This window comes from Bacillus swezeyi, assembly GCF_001969815.1.
Taxonomy (GTDB): Bacteria; Bacillota; Bacilli; order Bacillales; family Bacillaceae; genus Bacillus; species Bacillus swezeyi.
The window spans coordinates 1-4,330 of sequence record NZ_MRBK01000050.1 but is presented as its reverse complement, the minus strand read 5'-3'; the positions used below and the strand labels follow the sequence as shown (position 1 = coordinate 4,330).

2 protein-coding genes are annotated in these 4,330 nt (G+C 47.1%); both read left to right on the top strand.

Annotated features, from left to right (window positions below):
- A partial coding sequence (locus BTA30_RS21465; protein ID WP_239695200.1) for a condensation domain-containing protein occupies nucleotides 1–2,028 on the top strand: 2,028 nt, incomplete at its 5' end.
- 17 nt (nucleotides 2,029–2,045) lie between these two features.
- The coding region (locus BTA30_RS21460) for a condensation domain-containing protein (RefSeq protein ID WP_142243720.1) at nucleotides 2,046–4,330 on the top strand (2,285 nt) is incomplete at its 3' end.

The following is a 4,330-nucleotide window of genomic DNA, read 5'->3' as shown; positions in this document are numbered from 1 at the left end:
CAAGTCAAAATCAGAGGCTACCGGATCGAGATTAAAGAAGTGGAGGCGGCACTCTCCAGCCTTGCCGGAGTAAAAGAAGCGGCAGTAATGGATTCCGTTACCGCAGCGGGTCATAAGGAATTGTGCGCTTATATCGTTGTTGAAGGCGGCGCAGATTGTGACACGGTGCGCAAAGCGTTGGCCAAAAAAGTGCCAGCTTACATGGTTCCGGCGTTTCTCCAAACGCTTGATACATTGCCAATAAGGCCAAACGGGAAGCTGGATAAACATGCACTTGCAAAGGTACCGCACAAGGAGCGAACTAGACAAACATTTACGGCTCCGTCCACTGATATTGAAAAAGAATTGGCCGCCATCTGGTGCGGGGTGCTCGGCGTGGACAAGATCGGAATTGACGAATCATTTTTTGAGCTTGGCGGAGATTCCATCAAGGCATTGCAAGTATCAGCGAGATTGCATCAATCAGGAAAACAACTGGCCGTAAAAGATATCTTTAGCCATCCGACAATCCAAGAATTGGCGCCCTATGTCCGTTCATCTCAACAACCGATAAGCCAAGCATCTGTAGAAGGTGAGGTCATGTGGTCACCGGTGCTAAAATGGTTCCTGTCTCAAGATATGAAAGAAGCGCACCATTTTAATCAGTCTGTCATGCTGCATCGGACAAATCCGTTAGATGAAGATGCATTGAGGAAAACGCTAAAAGCGATAACCATCCATCACGATGCACTGCGACTGATATGTGCTAAAGATGAACGAGGGGACTCGCGCTTGTACAATCGTCCAGCGAACATAGGGGAGGATCAGCTTTACAACCTGCGAATCATCAATTTGACTGGCGCACCAAAAGACAATGAACACTTCATCAAACAACAAGTTCGTGAGCTGCAAAAAGCAATGGACTTGGAAAACGGACCGCTAGTGCAAGCTGGACTCTTCCGCTCAGGCGAAGGTGATGACTTGTTTCTTTCTATCCATCACCTGGCCGTCGACGGCATATCATGGCGGATTATCCTGGAAGACTTGGCATCCGCCTATGAGCAGGCGGTTTGCGGAGACGACATAGCACTCCCGCCAAAAACAGCATCATTCCAAACATATACCGAACAATTAGCTAAATATGCTGAGAGCCGGCGACTATTACAGCAAGCAGACTATTGGCGCGCCATCGAACAACACAAAACAGATGCACTGCCAAAAGAGCAGACATATATCGATAAAACCGCTTTGAAAAAACGAGACACCCTATCATTTACTTTAGCTCAACAAGAAACAGTTGCTCTCCTTAAAGATGTGCACAATGCTTACAATACGAATACTCAAGACCTGCTTTTGGCTTCAGCCGTACTGGCCATTCAGCAATGGGCGCCGCAAAAAGCGCTAAAAATCGCGCTCGAAGGGCACGGCCGTCAATCAGAGGCGGCACATCACGATATCAGCCGAACCGTAGGGTGGTTTACCGCCATATATCCAGTCTTGCTTCAACTTGAATCCAATACATGGGCTGAGCATCATGAAGAATATATGATCCGCACATTAAAAATAATAAAAGACACGTTAAGACGGATACCTGACAAAGGATTTGGATACGGCGTACTCAAATATATGACACCGCCCGAAAAAGCAAAGATCAAATTCGGCAAAGCACCGGATATCTGTTTTAATTATCTTGGGCAATTTGACATCGCAGATCAGGCGCAAACCGAAAAAGAACAGCATGATGCGTTTACATTTTCGCCTTTGGGAGGCGGTGAGGATATCACCAGCACCTGGAAGCGTGAACAGTCGCTGGACATCAGCGCACTCATAGTTGAAGGCAGGTTGACCGTAAACATGACATATGAAACAGATCGTTTTCAGAAAGAAACCATTGAACGGCTTTCTCAAGATTGCCAGTACTATCTCAGAAAGCTGATGAACCACTGCCTCAGCAAGACTGAAACAGAAAAAACCGTCAGCGACTTTGATGATCGCGAGCTGACCGAGGAAGCTTTAAAAAGTATCACCGACTTACTCGGATTCCATTAAAAGAGCGGGGGAAAACAATGGATCATAAACAACAAATCCAAAACATTTATCCTTTAAGCCACATGCAGGAAGGAATGCTTTTTCATTCTTTCCTGCAAGACGAGGGGGACGCATATATTGAGCAGTCCGTTTTCACAATAAGGGGCAAGCTTCATTTAGACTGGTTCCAACAAAGTGTACAATCGGTCATCGACCGCCACGACATTTTCAGAACCGTTTTTTTGCCTCATGTTGCTCAGCTGAAAGAACCGCGCCAAGTCGTTTTACGCGATCGACCCTTTCATTTGCATGCTGAAGACCTGACCGAAATGCCGGAAGCTGATCAAACCGAATATATCAGCCAATTTAAAGGAAGGGACAGACGGAAAGGCTTTGATCTGCAAAAGGATATGCTGATGCGGATCTCTCTCTTCAAAACGGCGCCGGAAAAACATGTGTGTGTATGGAGCCATCACCATATCTTAATGGACGGCTGGTGTCTCGGGATCGTGCTGCAAGAATTTATGCAATTTTACGAGTCCATCTATTCAGGAGAACCTGTATCTTTAGAACCTGTTCAGCCATACAGCGCATATATTTCCTGGTTGTCTGATCAGGACAAAGCCGCAGCCAGGGAATACTGGGAGAACTACTTGGCAGACTGCAATGCGCCCACCGGACTTCCCAAAGTGTCTACAAAACCTGTGGAAAAGGGATATCGGCAAAAAGAACTGACGTTTTCATTAGACCGGGAGCTGACGAAGCGGCTCAGCACAATCGCCAAACAGCACGGCGCCACTCTCGCCACTCTCATGCAAACCGTGTGGGGCTTGATGCTTCAGCGCTACAACCGGACAGATGATGTCGTCTTCGGCTCTGTCGTTTCAGGCCGTCCTTCCGTGATTCCGGGAGTTGAAAAGATTATCGGTTTATTTATCAATACTGTTCCGGTGCGAATCAAGACCGAGAGTGAAAGTGAAACTTTTTCAGAGCTGCTTAGCCGCTCCCAAAAAGAAAGGCTGGCTCAAGACATGTTCAGCTTTTATCCATTGGCTGACATTCAGTCGCATACCGCGTTCAAGCAGAATGTCATCGACCATATTTTCGTTTTTGAAAACTACCCTTTGCAGCAGCAAATGCAAGACTCGGCAGACCGCACCGAATCACCGCTTCAGATCGAAAATGTAAAAGTGTCGGAGCAATCAGGCTACAACTTCAACATTGTGATTGCACCGGGTGATGAACTCATCATCAAATTCAGCTACAATGCAAACGTTTATGATGAATCATGGATCAACTGTGTGAAGGACCATCTGTTAGAAGCCTTGCGTAGAACGGCGGAGGACACCGATATCCCCGCCTCCAGGCTGCCGCTGCTCGCGCCTGACGAGAAAACCCGGATCATCGGGGAGTTCAACGATACAAAAACTGAATACGACACAAACAAAACAATCGTTGATTTGTTTTCCAGTCAAGTTGAGAAAACGCCGGAGCACATCGCTCTTCATGCCGGCGGCTTGACGATGACATACCGGGAGCTGGATCAATCGTCCACTGCATGGGCCCGCATCTTCCAAGAACAAGGCTTAAAGAAAAACGGAATTGCCGGAATTTTAGCAGAGCACTCCTTTGAATTCATCATCGGTGTTCTCGCCGTTTTAAAAGCGGGAGGCGTCTATCTCCCGCTTGATGCCGAACTGCCTCCTGAACGGATCAGCTATATGCTGAAAGAAAGCGGAGCAGACGTTTTGGCCGTTCAAAAAGGACTCAAGACTGACATTGATTTTCCTAAAAAAGTGTTGATGTCTAAGAAAGCGCAATTGGCATCCGGCCGCGATATTAACATAGATACCCGCCCGGATGATTTGGCCTATATCATGTATACATCAGGTTCGACAGGCAAACCAAAAGGCGTAATGATCTCGCACCGCAATGTCGTATCGCTTATCTCAAACAGCAATTACACATCAGCCAATACAAATGACCGCTTGATCCTAACCGGTTCACTCGGCTTTGACGCCATCACTTTTGAAATATTCGGAGCGCTTCTGAACGGAGCGTGCCTCCATGTGATTGACCGCTCGACGATGTTGACACCTGTCCGTTTTGGCAGCTATTTGCTTAAACATGATATCACAGTGCTGTTTTTAACAACGGCGCTCTTTCATCAGCTGGCACAAGCCCAGCCGGACATGTTCTCAGGACTGTCCACTTTATATGTCGGCGGAGAAGCTTTGACGCCTGCACTGATGAATACGGTCAGACACCTGTGCCCGAACCTGAAGCTTTATAACATATATGGTCCGACGGAAAATACAACATT